The sequence below is a fragment of the Streptosporangium jomthongense genome, assembly GCF_042650425.1.
In the GTDB taxonomy this organism is placed as follows: domain Bacteria; phylum Actinomycetota; class Actinomycetes; order Streptosporangiales; family Streptosporangiaceae; genus Streptosporangium.
On sequence record NZ_JBHSBC010000014.1, the window covers coordinates 110,165 to 133,123 of the forward strand.

Sequence of the window (22,959 nt, forward strand, 5' to 3'; positions counted from 1 at the left end):
GGGAGAAACGGAAGTTTGAGTGACAGAGGACACAGTGGCCGGCCGGTGACCGGAGTGCTCGGCGAGGGAGCAGTCCCGCCGGCGGAGGGGGCCGCCTCCACCTACCAGAGAGGCGTGGCCGGATGAGTCATCCCCACCCGGAGCTCGGGCCGCCTCCCGAGCTTCCCGAAGGCGCGCTGCGCATCGTCGCGCTGGGCGGCCTGGGCGAGATCGGCCGCAACATGGCGGTCTTCGAGTACGACGGCCGTCTGCTGATCGTCGACTGCGGGGTGCTGTTCCCCGAGCCCGACCAGCCCGGCGTCGACCTGATCCTGCCCGACTTCGAGTACATCAGAGACCGCCTCGACGACGTCGAGGCGCTGGTGCTGACGCACGCGCACGAGGACCACATCGGTGCCGTGCCGTACCTGCTGCGGGAGCGGCGTGACATCCCGATCGTCGGCTCGAAGCTGACGCTGGCGCTGATCGAGGCCAAGCTCACCGAGCACCGCATCCAGCCGGTCAAGGTCGAGGTCGTCGAGGGCGAGCGGCGCGTGTTCGGGCCGTTCGAGACCGAGTTCTTCGCGGTCAACCACTCGATCCCGGACGCGCTGGCCGTGGCGATCAGGACGCCCGCGGGCATCGTGCTGCACACCGGTGACTTCCGGATGGACCAGCTGCCCAGCGACGGGCGGCTGACCGACCTCGGCGGGTTCGCCAGGCTCGGCGCCGAGGGCGTCGACCTGCTGATGTCGGACTCGACGAACGCGGAGGTCCCGGGCTTCGTCACCAGCGAGCGGGAGATCGGCCCGGTCATCGACGAGGTGATCCGCACCGCGGAGAAGCGGGTGATCGTGGCGAGCTTCGCCTCCCACATCCACCGCGTCCAGCAGGTCATCGACTCCGCGGAGAAGCACGGCCGCAAGGTCGCGCTGGTCGGCCGCTCCATGGTCCGCAACATGGGCGTCGCCAGGGACCTGGGCTACCTGAGGGTGTCGTCCGACGTCATCGTCGACGCCAAGGAGATCGAGGGCCGGCCTCCAGAGGACGTCGTGCTGATCTGTACCGGATCCCAGGGCGAGCCGATGGCGGCGCTGTCGCGCATGGCCAACCGCGACCACCCGATCAGGGTGGCCGAGGGCGACACCGTCCTGCTGGCCTCCTCCCTGGTCCCGGGCAACGAGACCGCCGTCAACAAGGTGATCAACGGGCTGAGCCGCTGGGGCGCCCGCGTGGTGCACAAGGGCAACGCCAAGGTGCACGTCTCCGGGCACGCCGCCGCGGGCGAACTGCTCTACGTGCTCAACCTGACCAGGCCGTCGAACTTCATGCCGGTGCACGGAGAATGGCGTCACCTGCGGGCGCACGCCAAGCTCGCCGCGCTGACCGGGGTTCCCGACGACCACATCGTGATCGCCGAGGACGGCGTCGTGGTCGATCTGCTCGACGGCCGCGCGCGGATCGTGGGAGCGGTCCCCGCGGGCTACGTCTACGTGGACGGCACCTCGGTCGGCGACGTCACCGACTTCGCCCTCAAGGACCGTCGCATCCTGGGCGAGGAGGGCTTCATCTCCATCGTCGTGGTGGTCGACACCGGCACGGGCAAGCTGACCGGAGGGCCGGAGATCCACGCCCGGGGGTCGGGCATCGACCCCGACCGGCTCACGGAGGTCCTCCCGCAGATCGAGAGGGCGATCGAGGAGAACGCCGCCGACGGCGTCGTGGACATCCAGCAGGTCCGCAGGGTGGTCCGCAGGACCGTCGGGCGCTGGGTGAGCGACACCTACCGCCGCCGCCCGATGATCGTCCCCGTGGTGATCGAGGTCTGACCCGTCTCCGCCGTACGGCCAGCTCAGGCGGGCCGTACGGCATGTCGGTGGGGGCGGATCCATGGGGCTTTTGTTCCGTATGGTGAGGCTGGTACCGGCGAGCCTGCGCGTGATCGACGGTGTCGCTCGATAGCCTCGCTAGCATGGCCACCGGTACGTCTAAAGGCGCCTCAGGCAAGACTCCCGCCAAGGGGTCGGGCCGGTCCGGGTCCTCCGCGCCCCGCACGGCTCCCGTCAGGCGGGCCGCCACCACCCGGGCGAAGCCCGCCCCGCGTTCCAGAAGACCCCCGGGCCCCCAGCACGACCCGCTCGGCTGGGTGTTCACCATGATCGGCAAGCTGTTCATGGGGGTCTGGATGCTGCTGGCGGGCGGCATCGGCACCGCGGCGCGCGCCCTCGGGCAGAACGCCAGGGAGCTCGACCCGGTGCACCGCCGTGACGGGCTCGGCCTGGCGGTGTTCTCCGGGGCCGTCGCGCTGGCCGCCATCCTCTGGCGGGACACGACGGGCACGGTCTCCCAGGTGGTCAACGGGGTGATGCGCGGGACCTTCGGGTCTCTGGCCTGGCTGATCCCCATCCTGCTCGCGCTGCTGGCCTGGCGGCTGCTGCGCCACCCCGACCAGAACGCCGACACGGGCCGGATGGGCATCGGGTGGTCGGCCCTCATGATCGGCCTGCTCGGCGTCGTGCACGTGGTGCACGACACGCCGTATCCGTCGGGAGGACCAACCGACGGGATGGACAAGGTCTCGGCCGCCGGAGGCATGGTCGGCTTCATCGTCTCTGCGCCGCCCGCGAGCATCCTGCCTGCCTTCGTGACGATCCCGCTGCTGCTGATCCTGTCCGGGTTCGGCGTCCTGGTGATCACCGCGACACCGGTCCACCGGGTCCCCGAGCGGCTGGCCGAGATCAGGCACATGCTCTTCGACCGGGAGGCGCCCCCCAAGGCCAGGCCCGCCAGGAAACCCGCGCGCAAGCGTCCCGCCGAGGAGCGCGAGGGCGGCGAGACCGTCAAGCCGTACGACACGCCGGTCGTCACCGAGACGCGGGCGGGGACCGGGCAGGACCACTCCCCGGAGATCGTCCCCGGGCTCACCGAGGAGCAGCCGGAGGAGGAGGCCGTCGCCGCCACCAGGGCGGAGCCGCCTGCCCCGACCCCGGCGCCGCGCAAGGTCGAGCAGCTCGTCCTGTCGCCGCAGGCGGGCCCCTACACGCTGCCGGACATCCAGCTCCTGCGCCCGGGCAGCGCTCCCAAACCGCAGACCAAGGCCAACACCGTCGTGGTCAACGCGCTGACCAGCGTGATGGAGCAGTTCTCCATCGACGCCCAGGTGATCGGGTTCACCCGGGGGCCGACGGTGACGCGCTACGAGATCGAGCTGGGCCCCGCGGTCAAGGTCGAGAAGGTGACCGCCCTCACCAGGAACATCGCCTACGCCGTCAAGTCCGCCGACGTACGCATCCTGTCGCCCATCCCCGGCAAGTCGGCGATCGGCGTGGAGATCCCCAACACCGACAAGGACCTGGTCTCCCTCGGCGACATCCTGCGCTCGCAGGTGGCCCAGGCCGACCACCACCCGATGATCGTCGGCCTGGGCAAGGACGTCGAGGGCCGCACCATCGTGGCCAACCTCGCCAAGATGCCGCACCTGCTCATCGCGGGCGCGACCGGCGCGGGCAAGTCGGTCTGCGTCAACGGTCTGATCTCCTCGATCCTGATGCGCGCCACGCCCGACGAGGTGCGGATGGTGCTGGTCGACCCAAAACGGGTCGAGCTGAGTGTCTACGAGGGCATCCCGCACCTGATCACGCCGATCATCACCAACCCCAAGAAGGCGGCCGAGGCCCTGGAGTGGGTGGTCGGTGAGATGGACCGCCGCTACGACGACCTGGCCGCCAGTGGTTTCCGGCACGTCGACGACTTCAACAAGGCGGTGCGCACGGGCAAGCTCGTGCCGCCGCCGGGCAGCGAGCGTGTCTACCAGCCCTACCCGTACCTCCTGGTGATCGTGGACGAGCTGGCCGACCTGATGATGGTCGCCCCGCGCGACGTCGAGGACTCCATCGTCCGCATCACCCAGCTCGCCCGCGCCGCGGGCATCCACCTGGTCATCGCGACCCAGCGGCCGAGCGTGGACGTGGTCACCGGCCTGATCAAGGCCAACGTGCCCTCCAGACTGGCCTTCGCCACCTCCTCGCTGGCCGACTCGCGCGTCATCCTGGACCAGCCGGGCGCCGAGAAGCTGGTCGGGCAGGGCGACGCGCTGTTCCTGCCGATGGGCGCGAGCAAGCCGATGCGGCTGCAGAACGCCTTCATCTCGGAGAAGGAGATCGGCGACGTCGTCGCGCACTGCAAGGAGCAGATGCAGGTCGAGTACCGCGACGACGTGGCCGCCTCGGCGACCGCCAAGAAGGAGATCGACGAGGACATCGGCGACGACCTCGACCTGCTGGTCCAGGCCGCGGAGCTGATCGTGACCACCCAGTTCGGCTCGACCTCGATGCTCCAGCGCAAGCTGCGGGTCGGCTTCGCCAAGGCGGGCCGTCTGATGGACCTGCTGGAGAGCAGGAACGTCGTGGGGCCGAGCGAGGGCTCCAAGGCGCGCGAGGTCATGGTCAAGCCCGACGAACTGCCCGGACTCCTGGCCGACCTGCGGGGTCAATGACGCCCCCGACGTACGGGAGCAGCCCGATTACTGGTTGAATAGGACTCACTACGCAGCGTCGGGTGCTTTGGGGGCGTGCGGCTATGAGCATTGGTAGTGGTTTGGCGCAGGCGCGCCGGTCGGCGGGGCTGACCGTGGCGGAGCTGAGCGCGCACACGCGCATTCGTGAGGCGTTGATCCACGCGATCGAGCGTGACGACTTCTCCCAGTGCGGAGGGGACTTCTACGCGCGGGGCCACGTCCGGAACATGGCCAAGGCCCTCGGGCTCGATCCGGAGGCCGTGGTGCACGAGTACGACGAGCTGCACGGGGGCGTGCCGCTGCCGGTCAGGGCCGCCAGCGTGTTCCAGGCCGACACGCCCATCAAGATCCGTGAGAGCCGCTCGCCCAACTGGACCATGGCCATGGGTGTCGCGCTGGCCATCGTGGTGGTCTTCGGCGTGGTCAAGACCATGGGCGGGCGGGGGGAGACGCCGACGGCCGAGGTGCGGCCCGCCGTGCCCGCGCACTCCGAGGCGGGCAGGGCGTTCGACACGCCCGGGCCGACACGCAGGCCCAACTCGCTGGCCGCGGGCACGGTGAGCGGGCCCGTGGTCCTCAAGATCAGCGCGAAGCGCTCCTCGTGGCTCGACGTGAAGGACGTCAGTGGCAAAAAACTCTTCTCCGGCACGCTGGAGGCGGGTAAAACCTCCGTCTGGCGGGCGGAGAAAGGGATGAAGGTCACTTTCAGCGACGGCGGGGCCGTCTCGTTGCAGCTCAACGGCAAGAACCTCGGCGCTCCCGGGCGCCGTGGGCAGGTCGTCAACCGCTCCTACGGCCTGCGGGACTCCACACCGAGCTGACCCGGGGCCATCTGGGAACGGGGGAGGTGCATCGGTGGCCGTCAACTCCCGATACCGTAGTGTCCACCATGTCATCCCGCCGAACCGCATCGCTGATCACGCTGGGCTGCGCGCGCAACGAGGTCGACTCAGAAGAGCTCGCCGCGCGTCTTGAGGCTGCCGGTTGGCAGGTGGGCGACGACGACCCCGAGGTCATCGTCGTCAACACCTGCGGCTTCATCGACTCAGCGAAAAAGGACTCCATCGACACCCTGCTCGCCGCGGCCGACTCCGGGGCCAAGGTGGTCGCCGCGGGCTGCATGGCCGAAAGGTACGGTGACCAGCTCGCCGACGCCCTGCCCGAGGCCGCGGCCGTCATCTCCTTCGACGACTACACCCAGATCGGCGCGCGTCTCGACGACGTGCTCGCCGGCAAGTCGCTCGTCCCGCACAGTCCGCGTGACCGCAGGACCCTGCTGCCGATCTCCCCGGTCGAGCGCGCCTCGGCCCCCAAGACCAACATCCCCGGCCACGGAGAGCTGCCCGAGGGGCTGGCCCCGGCCAGCGGTCCCAGGCCGCTGCGCAAGCGCCTGGGGGACGGCCCCGTCGCCTCGCTGAAGCTGGCCTCCGGGTGCGACAGGCGCTGTACGTTCTGCGCCATCCCCGCCTTCCGCGGCGCCTACGTCTCACGTGATCCCGCCGAGCTCATCGGTGAGGCCGCGTGGCTGGCGGGTGAGGGCGTCAAGGAGCTCGTGCTGGTCAGCGAGAACTCCACCTCCTACGGCAAGGACCTGGGCGACCTGCGGGCGCTGGAGAAGCTGCTGCCCTCCCTGGCGGCCGTCGAGGGCGTCGAGCGGGTGCGGGTCAGCTACCTGCAGCCCGCCGAGCTACGTCCCGGCCTGCTGGAGGTGATCTCCTCGACCGAGGGCATCGCCCCCTACTTCGACCTGTCCTTCCAGCACGCCAGCGGCTCCGTGCTGCGGCGGATGCGCCGTTTCGGTGACCCGAGGCGCTTCCTCGACCTGCTGGAGATGATCAGGGCCAAGGCTCCCGAGGCCGGGGTCCGCTCCAACTTCATCGTGGGCTTCCCCGGCGAGACCGAGGAGGAGTTCGGCGAGCTCGTCTCCTTCCTTGAGCTGGCCAGGCTCGACGTGATCGGCGTCTTCGGCTACTCCGACGAGGAGGGCACCGAGGCGGCCTCGCTGCCGGGCAAGCTGGAGCAGGAGGTCATCGACGCACGGGTGGCCACGCTGACCGAGCTGGCCGACGAGCTCATGGCCCAGCGGGCCGAGGAGCGCATCGGCACCGAGGTCGACATCCTCATCGAGGAGGATCTCGGCGACGGCGGCTACGAGGGACGCGCGGCGCACCAGGGCCCCGAGGTGGACGGGTCCGTCACGGTCCAGGGCATCGGCCTGGTGCCCGGGCAGATCGTCAGGGCCGTCGTGGTCGACTCAGAGGGAGTGGACCTGATCGCCCGTATCAAGGCCGCGCCGTGAGCGCGCCACCGGGCCGGGGGACCGTATGACCAATTCGCCAGAGACCGGTACCGGCACGACGCCGGCGACCACGCGCCCGAAGGTGAGCGCGTGGAACATCGCCAATGTCGTGACGGTGATACGGCTGGCGATGGTCCCCTTCTTCGCGGCCTGCCTGTTCCTGCCCGGCGCGGGCTGGCGGGTCACCGCGCTGGTGGTCTTCCTGGTCGCCTCGCTGACGGACCTGCTCGACGGCGAGCTGGCCCGGCGTTACGGCCTGATCACCGACTTCGGCAAGATCGCCGACCCGATCGCGGACAAGGCGCTGATCGGTGCGGCGCTCATCAGTCTCTCACTGCTCGACGAGCTGCCCTGGTGGGTCACGATCGTGATCCTCGGCAGGGAGCTTGGCATCACCCTGATGCGATTCGCGGTCATCAGGCACGGTGTGATCCCCGCCAGCTACGGGGGCAAGGTCAAGACCGTCCTGCAGATCGCCGCGATCGTCTCCTACATGTGGCCCGGGGTCCCCGAGCCGGTCCGTCTGGTCGTCATGGGCGCGGCCGTCGTCGTGACGGTGGGCACCGGCCTCGACTACGTGATCCGCGCGGTCAGGCTGCGGCAGGTGGCCAGGAAGGCGCGGGGCGAATGAGTCACCGTCTGCTCGCCGCGACCAGCGTGCTGTCCCTTCTCATCCGCAGAGGGGAGACGGTCGCGGTCGCCGAGTCGATGACCGCGGGGCTGATCGGCGCGGTCCTCACCGCCCCTCCAGGGGCCTCGACGGCCTTCGTCGGGGGGGTGCTGTCCTACGCGACCGAGCTCAAGCACCGGTTGCTCGGCGTTCCCGCCGACCTGCTCGACCGGGAGGGGGCGGTCCATCCGGACGTCGCGGCCGCGATGGCCGAGGGCGTCCGTGAACTCACCGGCGCCTCGTACGGCCTGGCCGTGACCGGTGTCGCCGGTCCCGAGCCGCAGGACGGCAAACCGGTCGGCACCGTGCACCTGGCTGTTAGTGGTCCTGATGGGCGGGTATGGCACCGGGATCTCCACCTCGCAGGCGCCCGTGAGGAAATTCGCCAATCGACAGTCAAGGAGGCCGTAGACCTGCTTTTAGGTGTGCTGGAGTCGAACTTGGGGGAACATTCCGGGTGATTACCGCGTTACGTCCCCAGCGAACATGCTCACCACGGTCTGCCGCAGGGTTGGTGGATACAGGTACGGTGGAGCTGTGAGTGAGGTAAAGGTCAAGCGATGATGACGGCGAGGAGTATGTACGAAGGGTCGCGTTCGAAGAACGGGCGGCACGAACCGATCGCGCGGAGTGTCGTGAAGGCGCCCGCGCCGGGGAGGGAGCGACAGATGGTCCTGCTGCGTCAGCTGCTCGGTGACGTGCTGCGGCGGCTGCGGGTGCGGCAGAGTCGCACCTTGCGTGAGGTGTCCACACTGGCTCGTGTTTCTCTCGGATATCTGTCTGAGGTGGAGCGTGGCCAGAAGGAGGCCTCCTCCGAATTGCTCGCGTCGATCTGCGGTGCCCTCGGTGTGCCGCTCTCACAGGTGCTGCGTGAGGTCTCAGACCAGTTCGCGCTGGCCGAGCTTCAGCACGCCCCGGTGCTCGCCGGTGACGTGCCCGAGCGCGAACGCCTGCCGATCGCCGAGACCGTGGTCTCCGGTGCTCTTCCGGATTCCGTCTTTCCCGAAGTCAACGACATGGTCGCTGCCTAACCGGTCACTCGTTCCGGCTGGCAGTGACGACACCAGACGATCAGCCGTTCCTGCGGCCCTCTCCCCATCTCACCGCGACTGATCCGGTTCCCACAGCGCAGGCAGGCCCGTCCGGCCCTGCCGTAGACCCAGGTGTCCCGGCCGGGGCGTGCGTCTCCTGTCGTCACCCTGTTGGGACGCTCCTTGTTCGCGTGCAGTAGCCGCTGCGCGATTCTCACCACCTTGTCCAGGTCCTCGACCGCGCCGACGGGCCGCCACGGCCACAGACCGGCCAGGAACAGCGTCTCGGCCCGGTAGATGGTCCCGATTCCCGCAAGGTTGCGCTGATCCAGCAGCGCCTCTCCGATCGTCGTCTCCGGGACGGCGGACAGCCGCCGTACGGCCTCGCCCGGATCCCAGTCCGCCCCGAGCAGGTCGGGGCCGAGATGCCCGACGACTCTCGCCTCGTGCCCGGTGGGCAGCAGATCGACCATGCCCAGCCGTACGCCTGTGGCCTGCCACTCCTCGTTGGCCAGCAGCAGGCGCACGACGTCTCCCGGGGGCGTGCCCCGTCCCGGTCTGGAGATCCGCCAGCTTCCCTCCATCCGCAGATGGGTGTGCACGGTCAGACCGCCCTCGACCCGGGTGAGCAGGTGCTTGCCCCGGGACCGGGTCTCCAGGACGGCCCGGCCGGTCAGATCCGCGGTCGCGTGGGCGGGCACGCGGAAGTCGGAGCGGGTGAGCACCCGTCCGTCGAGCGCGAGACCGAGCCGTTTCGCGGTGAGGTGGACGACGTCACCCTCGGGCACGGCGGTCTCCCGGCTGGTGCCGGCGACTCAGTCCCACGCCGAGGGGTCGGCGGCGAGCTGGCGGACCCGTTCGGGGAGCACACCGGTGGCCACGCTGTCGAGCGTGACCTCCTCCAGGATGGCCCGCTCACTGGCCCGCAGCGCGATCCAGACCTGCTGCAGCGCCTCGGCGGGGCCCCGGTAGCCGACGTGCTCGGGGCGCTCGCCCCGCACGTTGGCCAGCGGCCCGTCAACGGCGCGGATCACGTCCGCCAGGGTGATCTCAGAGGCGGCGCGAGCCAGCACGTAGCCGCCCTCGGGCCCTCTCTGACCCCGGACCAGACCGGCTCGCCGCATCTGCAGGAGGATGTTCTCTAGGTATTTGGGCGGCATGTCCTGCTCCTTGGCCAGCTCACCCACGGTGGTAGGTCCGTCACCCGCGGCGGCGAGTTCGGCGGCGGCACGTAGGGCATAGTCGACACGAGCGGATAGACGCATGTAATCGATTATCCCGCCTGCTATTGACTGCTTACGCGCGAGGTGGCGGAAAAAACGAACTCACGTCCGCAGCCTTCGGTGACGACAGGGGCTCGCAGCCACGCCTCCGCCGGCGCGGGCTGGTGGATCACGTAGTGGTGAGGGGCGATCGCGGAGGTGCGTCCCGGGAGCAGGGCCATGCACGCGGCGTGGGCCTCCTGGGGGGTTCCTCCGGAGACATGGCAGGTCAGACGTCCGTCCGCGTCGTGGGTCACCAGGTGCGGGCGATCTCCGAGGGCCGCGTCGACCAGCCGTTCCACGGCCTCCAGGTTCACCCAGCACGAGTCGGTGTGGACCCAGCCCGGGCCGTACTCGACGGGCGGGACCCCGCACAGGTCCGCCACCTCCGGCAGCGGGACCACCCGCCCCGCCGCCTCGATCAGCAGTCTGACCAGGCCGGTGCCGAAGCTCTCCGCCTCGGCGCGGGACATGACGCGGGGGTCGATCCAGAACGTCAGGTCGACCTCGTCCTCAAGGCGGTTGGTCCACAGCGCCAGGTGCGCGGGGAAGGAGGCCTCGGGCAGCCACCGGCACTCGATGTCCGCCGCCGGGGGAGGCTCCCGCTCGGCCAGGGCGACCCCGCTCATGTCGCTGAAGACGCAGTCACGGGCGAAGTCGATCCCCCGCTCGGTGTTGACGGCCCCGATCAGGTTCCAGAGCGCGATCGAGTCGAACCTGGTGTGCTGGTAGCCGGTGAGGGAGGCGGTGCGGAAGCGGCGGACGGCCTCGTCGAAGGTGGGGACCTCCAGATCGGCGGTGATCAGCGCGTCCTGGGCGATCGGGCCGACGTAGTCACGCACCTCGGGGCGGATCCTGTTGCTGGTCAGCGAGGCGATCACGCAGGTCCGCTGGACGGTCCGCGCCCCGATCAGCGTCCCGAGCGCGGCGAGGGTGACCACGGACCTGCTGGCTCCCGTACGGCGCGCCACGGCGCCGAGCGCCTCGGCCGCGACGGTGGAGCGGACCCGCAGCCGGGGCCGGAGCGCCTCGGGGTCGGCGGTCTCGTCGACGGCGAACATCGACTGGGGCACCCGGCCGAGCTGGGTGCCCCAGTGCCGCAGGGCGGCGGCGGTGCGCAGCCGGGTGGGCGGGGCCTTCTCCTCCAGGGCCAGGTCGAGCGGCTGGGTCGGGCACGGCTCGGGCACGGCCTCGCCTCTGATCAGCCGTTCCCAGTCGCGCATCACGGTGGCCAGGCCGACCTCGTCGACCGAGGTGTGCGTCAGCACGAAGACCATCCTGAGGGGGACGTCCCCCTCGGTGATCACCGCGACCCGGATCGGCAGCTCGTTCTCCACGTCGAACCGGTCGCCCTGCAGGCGCAGGCCGACCTCCTCGGCCAGCCGGTCGACGGCGTCCGGTTCCGGCTCGTCCTCGACGACGTGGACCTCGACGGGCAGGGTGCCGGACCCGGAGACCAGCTGGGTGTCCCCGCGGATCGTGGCCCGCAGACTCTCGTGCCTGGCCAGCAGCAGCCCGACCGCCTCGACGACGGCGGCCAGGGTCGTCCCGTGGGGAAGGGGCGTGGTCTCACGGAAGTTCATGTGCAGAGGGGGGTCGCGCAGCACGCAGCGGGCCATGTTCGCCTGGCCCATCGTGACGGGGCCGTGCCGGGTCGGTCGTCCCGCGTAGCAGGCCGAGATCCTGATGACGGTTTCCATGTCGAGACCTGCCTCGCCACACGCCGCAAGAGTCTTACTGAAAAGAATCTTTACCATTTCCCGTTTCCCGGAGTGTTCCACGCGACGGGCGGGCGTCGCAAGCCCTGATTTCACGGCGATCCCGTGCTGTGAGGGGGCGGTGGAGGCGGGTAAGTCCGGGGAAGGAGGGGGAAGGACATGCCGGAAGAGGCCCTCCTGGCCTCCCCGCACCCCCCTTCGGGGCTAAACTATCAGGAAGCTTTATTAATGAATAGAACCGCTATTCTTACCTGAATGTAATTGCGACGGGGAAACGGCGAACAAGAGAGCATGCGTATGGAGCGACGTCCTGGCGTGCCCAGGCTGCTGAGGGAGATCAACGACCGGGCCGCCCTGGAGCTGTTGCTGGATTCGGGACCGCTGACGCGGGGCCAGATCGGAGAGCTCACCGGCCTTTCCAAGGTGACGGCGTCCCAGACGCTCGCGCGCCTTGAGGAGCGCGGTCTGGTCGAGGTGGCAGGGGAGCAGGCGGGAGGAAGAGGGCCAAATGCCGCGCTTTACGGCATCATTCCCTCCTCCGCTTATGTGGCGGGTCTGGATGTGGGCCCGGAATTCGTGACCACCGCCATCGCGGATATCCACGGGGACATCGTGGCCGAGGTGACGGTCGCGCCGAACGGGCACGACGACCCGGTGGCGCTGGTGCACAGCGCGGTCGTCAAGGCGTGCCGGTCGGCGAAGGTCGCCCTGTCCAAGCTGAGGGCGGTCGTGATCGGCACCCCGGGCGTCGTCGACCCCAGGACCGGGGACGTGCGTTTCTCCTTCGACCTGCCCGGCTGGCACGAGGGAATCCACGAGGCGCTCGCCCGTGACCTGCGGCGCGACGTCAGGATCGAGAACGACGTCAACCTCGTCGCGGTCGCCGAGCGCGCCCGTGGCGCGGCGCACGGGGCCGACGACTTCGTGCTGCTGTGGGTCGGCCGCGGCATCGGTCTCGGCGTCGTGCTCGGCGGCAGGCTGCACCGGGGCCTGTCCGGCAGCGCGGGTGAGATCGGCTACCTGCCGGTACCCGGCGTGCCGCTGGCCGAGGACATCCGGGCGGTGCCCGGACGGCTGCCCTCGCTGGCGGGTGGTCTGCAGTCGCTGGTCAGCGCGGAGGCGGTGATGGAACTCGCCGCGACCTACGGCTTCAGCGGCGAGAGCGCGACCGAGTGCGTGGCCGCCGCGGTCGGGGCGGGAGAGCGGGGGGAACCCCTGCTCGACGAGATCGCCGGGCGTCTGGCGCTGGGCGTGGCCTCGGTGTGCGTGGTGCTCGACCCCGGGCTCGTGGTGCTCGCCGGGGAGATCAGCCAGGCGGGCGGAGCCGTGCTCACCTCCAGGATCGAGGAGGCGGTCGCCAGGATCTGCCCGGTCCGCCCGCAGGTCGTGCCCAGTCAGGTGATCGGGAACCCGGTTCTGCGCGGGGCCGTCCTGGCCGCACTCGACCAGGCACGCGAGGAGATCTTCGCCTCCTGAGCCGCGCGCGGGGGGTGCTCCGGGATGCCGGAGCACCCCCCGCGCGTAATGGAACGTGCCATTTTCCCGACTTGCCGGTTTCTTCTTGATCGCCCGTTGCGGTGTGAGGAAGATCGTCTATGCTGGCGCGGAAATGTCATAAAACTGACATTCTTCCGTGATCGGGGAGCGAAGCACTATGACAGCCGTCATCGCCGTGCTGCATGCCGAGGACGTGGCACTTGAGTTCCTGTCCGTCCTGAGACGGCACGCGGAGGACGACATCGGGGTCGTCATCGGGCGCCCCGGCACCCGGGTGACCCTCCCCGGTGGCCTGTCGCTGCGGGAACGCCTGGAGCTGCTCGCGCCGTTCGTCGAGCCGGGGGGCAACACCGCGGCCCTGCCGGGACCCGAGGAGGTCGCGGGCCTGCTGGGTGAGGCGACGGGGGAGGTCTGGACCCACTCCCCGGCCGACCACCGCATCCGCAGGGCCAGGTTCGGCTGGATCGTCTCCAGGGCGCTGGCGGGCCGGGCCGTGACGTACTCGGTGGGGGACAACCTGTTCCTGCAGACGGTTCCCGGCCAGGTGGCGGGGCTCACCGGAGCCGAGGCCGCCGCGAAGATCGACTTCATCAACCGGCACGCGGGGGAGCTGCTGCGCAGCCGTGTGCCCGACCGGCTCGTCACCACCGACCGGGTGCCGGTGGTCGAACGCTTCTTCACCGTCGACACCGAGCGGGCGAACCGGCTCTACGCCCTCATCTCCAGCCTGGGGGAGGACGCGGCCGTCGCCGACGACCCGTGGGAGTTCGGGCGCTCGCCGTACGAGGCGGACCGGCTGGACGCCACGGCGGCCTGGATCGGCCGGTGGTGCTCTCCGGACGACGGGCCGCTGGTCGAGGTGGGGGCCTGCCAGGGTGAGCTGACCCGCAGGCTGGTCGGCAAGGGGTACGCCGTCCAGGCGACCGAGCCGAACGCCTCCTTCCTGGCCAGGCTGGGGGAACGGGACCTGGGGGCCGAGCTCTCCGCGGAGAGCCTGGAGGAGCTGGCCGCCGGGCGCTCCCGGCCTGCGGCGGCCTACCTGCTGATCGAGATGCTCTACTACGACCAGGACCTGACGCTGCTGGACGCCCTGCCGACCGACCGGATCCTGCTGGCGCTGGAGACCGAACGGCTCAACGACGTGGTCTGGCCCTGGCTCAGGGAACAGTCGGTCTGGCGGGTGGCCGAACGGGTCGAACTGGCCTCGCCGACCCTTGAGTTCGTCTGCGACGACCTGGCCTACCTGCGTAAGCGGGGCAGCCGGGGACTCGTGCTGACCAGGAACGGACAGGTGTGATGAGCTGGCGGACGATCGTGGTCTCCCCGCACTTCGACGACGCGGCCATGTCGGTCGCGGGGGTCCTCGCCAGGAGCGAGGGGCCCTCGGTGATCGTCACGGTGCTCGGCGGCGCCGCGGCGGAGCGGGAGTCGTCCTGGGACCGGCTGTGCGGGTTCGCCTCCGCGGAGGAGACGGCCCGTGAACGGCTGGCGGAGGACGCCAGGGCGTGTGAGGTCCTCGGCGCCGAGCAGGTGGCGCTCGACTATCCCGACGTGCCCGCGCAGGCGCTGAGACTGGACGGGCTGGCGGACTTCCTGACCGCCGGCGTCACACCGGACACCCGGGTGCTGGTCCCGATGGGCATCGGCAACGCCGACCACGAGACCGTCCGTGACCGGGCGCTCGACGCGCTGAGCGGGCTCGGGGCGGGGGAGGTCCTGGCCTACGCGGACCTGCCTTACGCCTCGGCGGCCCGCGAGTGGGGCACCCCGGAGGCCGCGCGGGCCCTGGCGGAGCGGCAGCCGGTGCTGACACTGGCCGGGCGGCACCGGCTGCGTCCCGAGCCGCCGGTACGGCTCGACGAGCGGGAGTGGGCGCTCAAACGGCGCGCCGTCCTGTCCTACGCCTCGCAGATCGCACCCCTGGCCTGCGAGTACGGGGAGTTCGTCGCGATGCCGGGGCCGCTGCAGCACGAACTTCTGTGGGCCCTCGAAAGCGAGTCCGCCGCGAGTCCGGCGTGATGTTCGCGGTGAACTCACGCCGGACTCGCGGCGGGCTCACAGGGTCCCGTACGGCCCGCGCGCTCAGGCCGGGGTCAGGTCCGTCACGGCGGTCCTGCCCGTGAGCAACTCGGCCACGGCCTGCCCCGAGGCGGTCGTCGCGCCGTGGGTGGTGATGTGCGTGCCCCCCGGTGTCAGCGGGCCGGGCAGGCCCATCTCGACCACGATCGCGTCGGGCCGTCCGGCCAGCAGGGTGTCGAGGCCGGCCGAGACCCAGGTGTGACGGTGCGCGTCGCGTACCACGACCACCAGGGGGCGTCCCTCGGCGGGCACCGGGAGCGGGTCCTCGGGGCCGAGCCGTACGCCGTCGGTGCCGGGGAGCAGCGCGGCCAGCGGCTCGGCCACGCCCCACGGGGTGACCCGGTCGATGGCGATGTTGGTCTCGGAGACGAACTCGACCACCTGCGGGGCCGTGACGAGAGGGAACCCCTCACCGCGGACCCGCAGGGCGCGCCTGGCCGCGGCGAGGCCGGAGGGGTCGGCTTCGGTGCCTCCGGTGACCCAGGTCGCCCGGCGCTGTTCGGCCGACCACGCGGCCAGGCGGCGCACCCGCTCCGCGGCCTCGGCCAGGCGCTCCTCGGGAAGCGTGCCGTCGATCACCGCGGCCATGATGGCGTTGCGCATGAAACCGACGACGCCCGCGCCCTTGCGTTCGCCGCCGACACAGATGGCGTCGGCACCCGCGGCCAGGGCGCGCACCGCGGCGCCGGTCACGCCGTAGCGCTCGGCGACCGAGGGCATCTCGACGGCGTCGGTCACGATCAGGCCGTCGAAGCCGAGTTCCTCCCGCAGGAGCCCGACCAGCAGCCGGTGGCTCAGCGTCGCCGGGAGTTCGGCGTCGTAGGCGGGCACCAGCAGGTGACCGGTCATCACGGCCCGCACTCCAGCCTCGATGGCGGTCCGGTACGGCGGAAGCGTGGTCGCGGCGAGTTCCTCGACCGAGTAGGAGACCGTCGGCAGGTCGTTGTGGGAGTCGACGGCGGTCGCGCCGTGCCCGGGGAAGTGCTTGGCGCAGGCGGCGACCCCGGCGGCCTGCAGGCCGGTGACCCACGCCGCGGCGTGCCTGGCGACCAGCCACGGGTCGGAGCCGAAGGCGCGGGTGCCGACGACGGGGTTGTCCAGGTCGGAGTTGACGTCGATCACGGGGGCGTAGTTGAGGGTGACACCCGCCCGCGCCAGGTCGGCGCCGATCTCGCGGGCCACCCGCTCGGTCAGCTCGGGGTCGTCCACCGCGCCGAGGGCGAGGTTGCCGGGACGGGAACTGCCGGTGAGGGCCTCAAGCCGGGTGACGTCCCCGCCCTCCTCGTCGGTGGCGATCACCACGTCCGGGTTCTCCGCGCGCAGGGCGGCCGTCAGGGCTCTGACTTGGGGGCCGTCCACGAGGTTCCTGGAGTAGAGCGCGACCCCGCCGAGCCCGTCGGCGAGCCGTCTGCGCAGCCAGTCGGGCACCTCGGTCCCCACGAAGCCCGGCTGCAGCACGGTGTCCGCAAGCCTGGCCAGCTCGGGACTCGCGCCACTCAGGCCCCCGCGAACGCTCATAACGCCTCCGTTTTTTCAACATCGTCTTTTGCTTGTTTCAGACGTACCACATGTGTAGCATTCGGATTGCGTTAATAGACAGGAAACTTTACTAATTAAAGGTTTCCTGGCGGTCCCATGCCCGTGTCGCCCGCCCGAAGACAAGTCACCCATGAGGGAGACGGACCGGATGTCGCACACCCGGCTAATCGCGCCGGTCCCTCCGCACCGTCGCCTCCCACCGCCGTCATGTCCACGGGCCGCGTCCCAGGACGAGCCACGGAACGTGCCCGTCCTCGCGGGACCCGGGCCACAAGAACCGGTCAAAACCGAACCAGATGAGGAGTCCCCGTGACCGACCTGTTCTCCCCGGCCAAGGAAACCGACCCCTTAGGCCTGGAGGACCCGGTGACCGCCCAGATACGCGAGATCTGGCAGGAGGTGCTCCGTGTCGACGACATCGGTCCCGACGAGGACCTCTACGATCTCGGCGGCCACTCGCTGACCATCACCCAGATCATCGCCAGGACCCGTCGCAGACTCGGCGTCGAGGTCTCCCTGGACGTCTTCTTCGACAATCCCACCGTCGCCGGCATGGCCGAGGAGGTCACCCGGCTGCGGGGAGAGCAGGCGTGAACGCGCTTCCCTCCGCACGAGAGCTCTTCCCCGCGCCGGGGCTGTCTCCCGCGCAGGAACGCATGTGGTTCCTCGACCGGCTCTCCCCCGGCGACGGGGCCAACAACATGGTCGTCTGCGAGAGGCTGACCGGGCCGCTCGACACCGGGGCCCTGGAACGGGCGCTGAGTGAGATCGTCGCCAGGCACGAGGCGCTGCGCACCGTCTTCCCCGACCGGGAGGGCGTCCCGGAGGCCAGGGTGCTCGATCCGGAACCCGTGGTCGTCGAACACCTCACCCCGGTGGGCGAGCCGTCCCCGGAGACCCTCGCCGAACTCAGCAACCGGCCCTTCGACCTGGCCTCGGGGCCGCTGCTGCGCGCGGCCCTGGCCCGGGTCGGCCCCGAGGAGCACATCCTCCACCTGGTCGTGCACCACATCGCCGGGGACGCCTGGTCGATCGAGCAGATCCTCTATCCCGAACTGGCCGCTCTCTACTCGGCCTTCGCCTCGGGACGGCCGTCACCGCTGGCACCGCCACGGCGAGGCTACTCCGACCACGTGCGGGAGCGGCGCGAACGCCCGGCCGACGTCACGAGCCCGGCGAGGGAACTCGACGGCGTCCCGGCGCTCGAACTGCCGACCGACAGGCCCCGCCCCGCCGTACGGACGACCGAGGGGGACCTGGTGATCCACCGGGTCCCGATCGGGCTGTGGCGGCGCGTCACCGAGCTGGCCAGGACCGAGCGGTGCACCCCGTTCATGGTGCTGCTGGCCGCATACCAGGTCCTGCTGTCCCGCTACAGCGGTCAGGAGGACTTCTGCGTCGGCACTCCCGTCGCCGGGCGTGACCGGGAGGAGGACGAGGAGGTCTTCGGGCTCTTCGTCAACACCCTGGCCCTGCGCGCCGACCTCGGGGGCGACCCGGCCTTCCGCGACCTCCTCAAACGCGTACGGCGCCGCGCCTTCACCATGTACGGCCACGCCGCGGTGCCGTTCGAGCGGCTGGTCGCCGAGCTGCGGTTGGGCGGGGACCCGGCCAGGACCCCGCTGGTCCAGACGTTGCTGACACTCGGCAACCCCGAGGCAGGCTCCCTCGAACTCGACGGGCTGCGCGTCGAGCCGGTGCTGTCCGGGCTGGTCTCGGCCAAGTTCGACCTGTCGCTGAACGTGGTCGTCTACCCCGAGCACCTGCAGCTCATGTTCGACTACAGCACGGCCCTGTACGACCGGGCGAGCGTCGAACGGATGGCCGTGCACCTGGAGACGCTGCTCGGCTCCGTCACCGCGACCCCGGGCGGCCGGTTGTCCGAGCTGGAGATCCTGCCGGAGGCCGAACGCGCGGCCCTGCTCGGCGAGCCTCCCGAGGAACTGGCCTGGGAGGAGGGCGCCCTCCTGCTGGACCACCTGGTCGCCAGGCAGGCCGCCCGCACCCCGGAGGCGCCCGCCGTCGTCACCGCGGAGGCGACGCTCACCTACGGCGACCTCGACCGGGCCGCCGACGCCGTCGCCGCCGGGTTGCGTCCCCTGCTGGATTCGGGGCCGGTCGAACCGAGGGTCGGGCTCGCCCTGACCGCGAGCCCCGAGGCGATCGTCGCGCTGCTCGGCGTCCTCAAGGCGGGGGCCGCGTACGTGCCGCTGGACCCGGCCCAGCCCGTGGAACGGCTGACCGCGCTGCTGCGGGACGCGGGCGTGGCCGCGGTGATCGCGGACGAGGCCGGGTTCGCCGGGTTCACCGGGGGGCCGGTCGTCACCCGCGCCGACCTCGCCGCCTGGACCTCCCGGATCGCGCCGGCCAGAGAGCCGGCCAGAGAGCCGGCCAGAGAGCTGGCCAGGGAGCCGGCCAGGGAGCCGGCCAGGGGCAGGTCCGTGCCCAGGCACCCGGACCAGGCCGCCTACGTGATCTACACCTCCGGTTCGACCGGGAGCCCCAAGGGGGTGGTCGTCGGGCACCGGACCCTGTCCCATCTGGCCAGGTCCTTCCGCGACCTGCACGGCTTCGGGCCGGGGGAACGGGTGCTCATGGTCCCGCCGCTCAGCTTCGACGCCTCGGCCGGGGACGTCTTCCCCGCGCTGATCAGCGGCGCCGCCCTGGTGCTGCACCCCGACCCCGCCTCGCTGACCGGGCCCGGCCTCGCCGAACTGTGCGACGACCTCTCGGTCACCATGGTCGACACCGCCTGCGCCCTGTGGCAGCAGTGGGTCGAGGAGCTGGACCGGGCGGGCCTGCGGCTGCGCGGGCCGCTCACCACGATGATGGTCGGCGGCGAGAGCGTCCCGGTCGCACGGCTGCGGACCTGGGCGGGGCTGACCGGCGGGCGGGTCGCCTTCCACAACCACTACGGGCCGACCGAGGCGACCGTCTGCGCCACCTCCTACCGCACGACGGACGGCGCCGAGGTGAACGCCCCCCACCTGCCGATCGGCACGGCGCTGGCGCACACCCGCGTCTACGTGCTCGACCGGCACGGCAACCCGGCCCCGACGGGTGTGCCCGGCGAGGTGCACATCGGCGGGGAGTGCCTGGCCCACGGCTACCTCGGCCGCCCCGGCCTGACCGCCGAGCGTTTCCTGCCCGACCCGTTCTCGCCCCGGGCGGGGGCCAGGATGTACGCCACCGGGGACCTGGCCAGATGGCTGCCCGGCGGCGACCTGGAGTTCCTCGGCAGGACCGACCGGCAGGTCAAGGTCAACGGCGTCAGGATCGAGCCCGGTGAGGTCGAGGCCGCCTGCCTGGCCCACCCAGGGGTCCGCGAGGCCGTCGTCGTCGCGAGAGAGGGGCGGCTGGTCGCCTACCTCGTCGGGGAACCGGTCGGCCTGGCGCGGCTGCGGGCCTTCCTGGCCTCCAGGCTGCCCGGCTCCATGCTGCCCGGGGCCGTCGTCATGCTGCCCGCGCTGCCGCTCACTCCGCACGGCAAGATCGACCACCGGGCGCTGCCGGAACCGGACACGCGCTCCGCGCCGCCGTACGAGGCGCCGAGGGAGGGCACGGAACGGGAGCTCGCCGCGATCTGGGCGGGGCTGCTCGGCGGAGAGCCGGGACGCGGGGACAACTTCTTCGACCTGGGCGGCACCTCGCTGCTCGTGCCCCGGGTCGTCTCCGGGATCTCGGCCAGGCTCGGGGTCACGGTGCCGATGAGCGAGGTGTTCACCGCCTCCGACCTGGCCGACCTGGCCGGAATCGTGGACGGCGGGCCCGCCGAGACCGTGGACCTGCGGGCGGAGGCGGTTCTGCCGCCGGATGTCGTCCCCGGCGGGCCGGTCGTCACGGGGCCGCCCCGGCGGGTGCTGCTCACCGGCGCGACCGGCTTCCTCGGCGCCCACCTGCTGGCCGAACTGCTGCGCCGTACCGAGGCGACCGTGCACTGCCTGGTCAGGGGGAGCGAGCCGGAGGAACGGCTGCGCGCGGGCCTGGAACGCTACGGGCTGTGGGAGGAGGACCTGGCCGGGCGGATCGTCGCCGAGCCCGGTGACCTCGGCGTCCCCGGCCTCGGCCTGCCCGGCGGGCGCTTCGCGGAGCTGGCCGGGACGGCCGACCTCATCGTGCACAACGGGGCCGTGGTCAACTTCGCCTGGCCGTACCGGAGACTGCGGGCGGCCAACGTGGACGGCCTCGTCGAGGTGCTGCGCCTGGCCACGAGCGGCGGCAGGACCGTCCCGGTCCACCTGGTCTCGACCCTCGGCGTCCACCTGACCCCCGGCGAGCGCACGGTCAGGGAGAAGGACCCGCTGCCCGACCCGGAGCCGCTCACCCTCGGCTACGACCGGAGCAAGTGGGTCGCCGACCGGATCGCCGGGCTGGCGCGCCACGCCGGGCTGCCGGTCTCCGTCCACCGGCCCGCCAGGATCTCCGCCGACAGCGGGACGGGCACGGCCGCGCCGGACGACTTCCTCGGCCGGTTCTTCGAGACCTGCGCGCGCCTCGGCTCGGTGCCCGAAGGGGAACGGCTGGACATGGCGCCGGTCGACCACGTCGCGGCGGCGATCGTCCACCTGGCGCTGAGCGGGGCCGTCGGCGACTTCCACCACCACAACCCCGGCCTGCTGCGCCCCGCCGTGCTGGCGGAGGGACTGGCCGAGCGCGGCTTCCCCGTACGGCTCATGCCGAGCGAGGAGTGGCGCAGGCTCGCCCGTGACCGCGTCGCGGTCGGCGACGACCTGCCCATCGCCCTCTACCCGGCCTTCATCGCCGAGTACGGCGGGCAGGCCGGTCCCTCCTTCGACTGCTCGGCGACCGAGGAGATGCTCGCGCCCGCCGGGCTGGTCTGCCCGCCCGCCGACGCGGCGCTGCTCGGCCGTTACCTGGACCACTACGTGGCCTCAGGAGTGCTCGTGGGGGGCCGCCGTGACTGACGGTGTGGACGCCGGTGTGGACGCCGGTGTGGACGCCGGTGTGGACGACGGCGTGCGCAGGTTCGCCGTCATCTGGGCCGCGCAGCTGCTGTCGATCATCGGTTCGAGCCTGACCGGGTTCGTGCTCGGGGTCTGGGTGTACCAGCGCACCGGATCGGCGACCCAGTTCACGCTGATCATGCTCTGCGCGGTGCTGCCCGAGGTGCTGCTCTCGCAGCTCGCGGGCACGGCGGCCGACCGGCTCGACCGCAGGCGGCTGCTGATGGCGGCGGACGCCGGGGCGGCCGTGGTGACCGTCGCGCTGGCCGTACTGCTGGCCACCGGCTCGCTGCAGGTCTGGCACGTCTACGTGGTCACCGCGGCGGGGGCCGTCTTCGGCACCTTCCACATGGCCGCCTACCACTCGATGATGCCGCTGATCATGCCGAGCAGGCACCTGGGCCGCGCCAACGGCCTGATGCAGGTCGCCGACGCGGTCAACATCGCGGCCCCGCTGCTGGCGGGCACGCTGCTGGTGACGGTGGGGATCACCGGCGTCGTGGTGGCCGACCTGGCGACCTTCCTGGTCACCATGGCCGTCATGTTCGCCGTACGGCTGCCGCCCGAGGTGACCCGGCCCGGCGCGGTCACCGCCCCGGAGCCGCTCCGCGGCGACCTGGCCTTCGGCTGGCGTCACCTGCGGGCCAGGCCGGGACTGCTCCTGCTGGTCGCGCTGCTGGCCGCGCACAACCTGCTCTTCGGCGCCGCGGGAGTGCTGGTCCAGCCGCTCATCCTGTCGTTCGGCTCCCCGGCCGTGCTGGGCGCGCTGATGTTCGCCGGAGGCGCGGGCGTCTTCGCCGGGGGACTGGTGCTGAGCGCCTGGGGCGGGCCCCGGCGCAGGGTGCGGGGCGTCGTGCTGTTCACGGCGCTCGGCGGGGTGCTGCTGGCCCTGCACAGCCTCGCGCCCTCGCCGTGGCTGATCGCGGTCGTGGCGCCCGCCTTCCTGTTCACGCTGCCGTTCGTGCAGGGCACGGCGATGACCGTGGTGCAGGCCAAGACGGAACCCGCCGCGCTCGGCCGGGTGCTCAGCACCGTGCGGACCCTCACCCAGACGGCGACGGTGCTCGCCTACCTGGCCGCGGGCCCCCTCGCCGACCGCGTCCTGGAACCCGCGATGGCTCCCGGCGGGGCGCTGGCGGGAGTCCTCGGCGGCGTGATCGGCACCGGCCCCGGCCGGGGGGTGGCGGCCGTCTTCCTCATCTCCGGCCTGGGCCTGCTGGTCCTGGCCCCGCTGCTCTACCTTCAGCCCCGCCTGCGCGGGGTCGAGGCCGAGCTTCCGGACGCGCGTCCGGAGCCCGACCCCACGCGGGCCGCCCAGACCGTGTGATCCGACAGGCGTCGTGTGCTCAGCGAGGAGCCACGCGCGGAGAAGTCATGCGCGGAGAAGAGCAAGGAAGCCACGTGA

General features: G+C 71.4%; 17 protein-coding genes. 13 read left to right on the forward strand and 4 right to left on the reverse strand.

All coding sequences use genetic code 11. From position 1 onward, the window contains the following. Positions 1–122 precede the first annotated feature (122 nt). The 7 genes from ACFOYY_RS15315 to ACFOYY_RS15345 all read left to right on the forward strand — a co-directional run bounded on the left by ACFOYY_RS15315 (position 123) and on the right by ACFOYY_RS15345 (position 8,495). Positions 123–1,808, forward strand: a complete 1,686-nt coding sequence (locus ACFOYY_RS15315; RefSeq protein ID WP_352008477.1) for a ribonuclease J — start codon at positions 123–125, stop codon at positions 1,806–1,808. A gap of 143 nt (positions 1,809–1,951) precedes the next feature. Continuing rightward, positions 1,952–4,474 carry a DNA translocase FtsK gene (locus ACFOYY_RS15320; RefSeq protein WP_362910928.1) on the forward strand — a complete coding sequence of 841 codons (2,523 nt, stop codon included), beginning with the start codon at positions 1,952–1,954 and terminating at the stop codon, positions 4,472–4,474. A gap of 83 nt (positions 4,475–4,557) precedes the next feature. Beyond that, positions 4,558–5,316, forward strand: a complete 759-nt coding sequence (locus ACFOYY_RS15325) for a helix-turn-helix domain-containing protein (protein WP_352008479.1) — start codon at positions 4,558–4,560, stop codon at positions 5,314–5,316. A 68-nt stretch (positions 5,317–5,384) separates the two neighbouring features. Further along, entirely contained in the window at positions 5,385–6,794 is a 1,410-nt protein-coding gene (rimO, locus tag ACFOYY_RS15330) for a 30S ribosomal protein S12 methylthiotransferase RimO (protein WP_352008480.1), read from the forward strand. A 25-nt stretch (positions 6,795–6,819) separates the two neighbouring features. Beyond that, positions 6,820–7,425, forward strand: a complete 606-nt coding sequence (gene pgsA, locus ACFOYY_RS15335) for a CDP-diacylglycerol--glycerol-3-phosphate 3-phosphatidyltransferase (protein WP_352008481.1) — start codon at positions 6,820–6,822, stop codon at positions 7,423–7,425. Beyond that, positions 7,422–7,925, forward strand: coding sequence for a CinA family protein (locus ACFOYY_RS15340; RefSeq protein WP_352008482.1), 504 nt, complete (start codon positions 7,422–7,424; stop codon positions 7,923–7,925). Before pgsA ends, ACFOYY_RS15340 begins: the two co-directional genes overlap by 4 nt. Before the next feature lie 207 nt (positions 7,926–8,132). Then, the gene (locus ACFOYY_RS15345) at positions 8,133–8,495 is read left to right on the forward strand and encodes a helix-turn-helix domain-containing protein (protein WP_352008483.1); all 363 of its coding nucleotides are present in this window, start codon (positions 8,133–8,135) and stop codon (positions 8,493–8,495) included. Here the strand turns inward: ACFOYY_RS15345 and ACFOYY_RS15350 are convergent. The 3 genes from ACFOYY_RS15350 to ACFOYY_RS15360 are packed head-to-tail and all read right to left on the reverse strand — an operon-like array spanning position 8,492 to position 11,457. Beyond that, positions 8,492–9,283, reverse strand: a complete 792-nt coding sequence (locus ACFOYY_RS15350; protein ID WP_386190116.1) for a DNA-formamidopyrimidine glycosylase family protein — start codon at positions 9,281–9,283, stop codon at positions 8,492–8,494. The two genes, ACFOYY_RS15345 and ACFOYY_RS15350, sit on opposite strands and share 4 nt — an antisense overlap. A gap of 27 nt (positions 9,284–9,310) precedes the next feature. Continuing rightward, positions 9,311–9,760: an RrF2 family transcriptional regulator gene (locus tag ACFOYY_RS15355; protein ID WP_184719254.1), complete on the reverse strand. Its 450-nt coding sequence runs from the start codon at positions 9,758–9,760 to the stop codon at positions 9,311–9,313. Between the two features lie 20 nt (positions 9,761–9,780). Then, positions 9,781–11,457: a condensation domain-containing protein gene (locus ACFOYY_RS15360; RefSeq protein ID WP_386190117.1), complete on the reverse strand. Its 1,677-nt coding sequence runs from the start codon at positions 11,455–11,457 to the stop codon at positions 9,781–9,783. Between the two features lie 315 nt (positions 11,458–11,772). Between ACFOYY_RS15360 and ACFOYY_RS15365 the strand changes: the two genes are divergently transcribed. The 3 genes from ACFOYY_RS15365 to ACFOYY_RS15375 all read left to right on the forward strand — a co-directional run bounded on the left by ACFOYY_RS15365 (position 11,773) and on the right by ACFOYY_RS15375 (position 14,991). Beyond that, complete coding sequence (locus ACFOYY_RS15365) at positions 11,773–12,951, forward strand: ROK family transcriptional regulator (protein WP_352008486.1); 1,179 nt, start codon at positions 11,773–11,775, stop codon at positions 12,949–12,951. Between the two features lie 178 nt (positions 12,952–13,129). Further along, positions 13,130–14,269 carry a hypothetical protein gene (locus ACFOYY_RS15370; protein ID WP_386190118.1) on the forward strand — a complete coding sequence of 380 codons (1,140 nt, stop codon included), beginning with the start codon at positions 13,130–13,132 and terminating at the stop codon, positions 14,267–14,269. After that, positions 14,269–14,991: a PIG-L deacetylase family protein gene (locus ACFOYY_RS15375; protein WP_352008488.1), complete on the forward strand. Its 723-nt coding sequence runs from the start codon at positions 14,269–14,271 to the stop codon at positions 14,989–14,991. The genes ACFOYY_RS15370 and ACFOYY_RS15375 overlap by 1 nt, the downstream gene beginning before the upstream one ends. Before the next feature lie 63 nt (positions 14,992–15,054). Here ACFOYY_RS15375 and ACFOYY_RS15380 read toward each other — a convergent pair whose 3' ends face one another. After that, positions 15,055–16,569 carry a glycoside hydrolase family 3 protein gene (locus ACFOYY_RS15380; RefSeq protein ID WP_386190119.1) on the reverse strand — a complete coding sequence of 505 codons (1,515 nt, stop codon included), beginning with the start codon at positions 16,567–16,569 and terminating at the stop codon, positions 15,055–15,057. A gap of 330 nt (positions 16,570–16,899) precedes the next feature. On the opposite strand from ACFOYY_RS15380, the gene ACFOYY_RS15385 reads away from it, so the two are divergent. Genes ACFOYY_RS15385 through ACFOYY_RS15395 form a run of 3 tightly spaced genes read left to right on the forward strand, consistent with a single transcriptional unit; the run spans position 16,900 to position 22,881 of the window. Further along, the gene (locus ACFOYY_RS15385; protein ID WP_362774405.1) at positions 16,900–17,184 is read left to right on the forward strand and encodes a phosphopantetheine-binding protein; all 285 of its coding nucleotides are present in this window, start codon (positions 16,900–16,902) and stop codon (positions 17,182–17,184) included. Continuing rightward, complete coding sequence (locus tag ACFOYY_RS15390; RefSeq protein WP_386190120.1) at positions 17,181–21,515, forward strand: non-ribosomal peptide synthetase; 4,335 nt, start codon at positions 17,181–17,183, stop codon at positions 21,513–21,515. The genes ACFOYY_RS15385 and ACFOYY_RS15390 overlap by 4 nt, the downstream gene beginning before the upstream one ends. Continuing rightward, positions 21,508–22,881, forward strand: a complete 1,374-nt coding sequence (locus tag ACFOYY_RS15395; protein WP_386190121.1) for an MFS transporter — start codon at positions 21,508–21,510, stop codon at positions 22,879–22,881. Before ACFOYY_RS15390 ends, ACFOYY_RS15395 begins: the two co-directional genes overlap by 8 nt. The last annotated feature ends 78 nt before the right edge of the window (positions 22,882–22,959 follow it).

Coding starts and splice junctions, on each gene's coding strand:
- ACFOYY_RS15315 (WP_352008477.1), top strand. CDS start 123: ATGAGTCATCCCCACCCGGAGCTCGGGCCGCCTCCCGAGCTTCCCGAA.
- ACFOYY_RS15320 (WP_362910928.1), top strand. CDS start 1,952: ATGGCCACCGGTACGTCTAAAGGCGCCTCAGGCAAGACTCCCGCCAAG.
- ACFOYY_RS15325 (WP_352008479.1), top strand. CDS start 4,558: ATGAGCATTGGTAGTGGTTTGGCGCAGGCGCGCCGGTCGGCGGGGCTG.
- rimO (WP_352008480.1), top strand. CDS start 5,385: ATGTCATCCCGCCGAACCGCATCGCTGATCACGCTGGGCTGCGCGCGC.
- pgsA (WP_352008481.1), top strand. CDS start 6,820: ATGACCAATTCGCCAGAGACCGGTACCGGCACGACGCCGGCGACCACG.
- ACFOYY_RS15340 (WP_352008482.1), top strand. CDS start 7,422: ATGAGTCACCGTCTGCTCGCCGCGACCAGCGTGCTGTCCCTTCTCATC.
- ACFOYY_RS15345 (WP_352008483.1), top strand. CDS start 8,133: ATGGTCCTGCTGCGTCAGCTGCTCGGTGACGTGCTGCGGCGGCTGCGG.
- ACFOYY_RS15355 (WP_184719254.1), bottom strand. CDS start 9,760: ATGCGTCTATCCGCTCGTGTCGACTATGCCCTACGTGCCGCCGCCGAA.
- ACFOYY_RS15360 (WP_386190117.1), bottom strand. CDS start 11,457: ATGGAAACCGTCATCAGGATCTCGGCCTGCTACGCGGGACGACCGACC.
- ACFOYY_RS15365 (WP_352008486.1), top strand. CDS start 11,773: ATGGAGCGACGTCCTGGCGTGCCCAGGCTGCTGAGGGAGATCAACGAC.
- ACFOYY_RS15370 (WP_386190118.1), top strand. CDS start 13,130: ATGACAGCCGTCATCGCCGTGCTGCATGCCGAGGACGTGGCACTTGAG.
- ACFOYY_RS15375 (WP_352008488.1), top strand. CDS start 14,269: ATGAGCTGGCGGACGATCGTGGTCTCCCCGCACTTCGACGACGCGGCC.
- ACFOYY_RS15380 (WP_386190119.1), bottom strand. CDS start 16,569: ATGAGCGTTCGCGGGGGCCTGAGTGGCGCGAGTCCCGAGCTGGCCAGG.